Origin of the sequence: Mycobacterium sp. 1482292.6 (assembly GCF_001672995.1) — a bacterium.
In the GTDB taxonomy this organism is placed as follows: Bacteria; Actinomycetota; Actinomycetes; order Mycobacteriales; family Mycobacteriaceae; genus Mycobacterium; species Mycobacterium europaeum_A.
Map to the genome: position 1 here is coordinate 1 of NZ_LZKV01000086.1, position 783 is coordinate 783.

The 783-nt window shown below is 69.3% G+C and carries 1 protein-coding gene and 1 pseudogene; one reads left to right on the plus strand and one right to left on the minus strand.

The window, feature by feature from the left end; all coding sequences use genetic code 11:
* Positions 1 to 185, plus strand: a pseudogene (locus tag A5624_RS08510) (hypothetical protein); the annotation flags it as partial.
* 1 nt (position 186) lies between these two features.
* Here A5624_RS08510 and A5624_RS08515 read toward each other — a convergent pair.
* On the minus strand, positions 187 to 783 hold a 597-nt coding region (locus A5624_RS08515; protein ID WP_156748941.1), incomplete at its 5' end, for a VWA domain-containing protein.

Here is a 783-nt window from a genome sequence, read left to right on the forward strand (position 1 = left end):
GCGGGCAGTCGTACACCGCCACCACCCTGGGCGAGCTGGAAAAGAGCTACAACGCCATCGAGAACGAGATCGGCTACCGCACGGTGCCGGGGCCGGGCAGCTCCGGCTGGCTGCGGCTGGCCGTGCTGACCGCCCTGATCGCGACCGCGCTGGCACTGCTGATCAACCGGCGCCTGCCCAGCTGACTCAGGCGGGCAGCCTGCGGTTCAGCAGGAGCCCGGCCAGGATGGCGCCGGCCAGGACGAACGCGCCGAGCAGCATCCAGGCCAGGCTGGCGTCGCCCTTCACGGTTTCGTAGCCGATCTGGCGCTGCAGCGTCGAGTACACGTTCTTCAGCGAGTCCAGGCTGTCGGCGTTGTACGACTGCCCGCCGGACAGCTTGGCCACCATCTTCATCTGGTCGGTCGAGACCGGGACGGCGATGCGCTGCCCGTCCATCTCGATCTCGCCGCCCTTCGTCCCGAACGAGATCGTCGAGATCGGCACGCCCTCGTCCTTGGCCAGCCGCGCCGCCGTGTAGACGCCGTCGTGCGGATCGCTGGGATTGGAAGGCTTGTTCTCGCCGCCGTCGGAGAGCAGCACGATGCGGGCCGGCGGCGGTTTGTCGCCACCGGCGACCGCGGTGGCGCTGATCGCGTGCAGCGCGGTGAAGATGGCCTCGCCGGTGGCGGTGCTGTCGGCGAAATCCAGCTTCTTCAGCGCGTCGATGGTGGCCTGGTGTTGCGGGGTCGGCGGGACCAGCAGGTAGGGCGTGCCGGCGAACCCGACCAGGCCGAGGTTGAT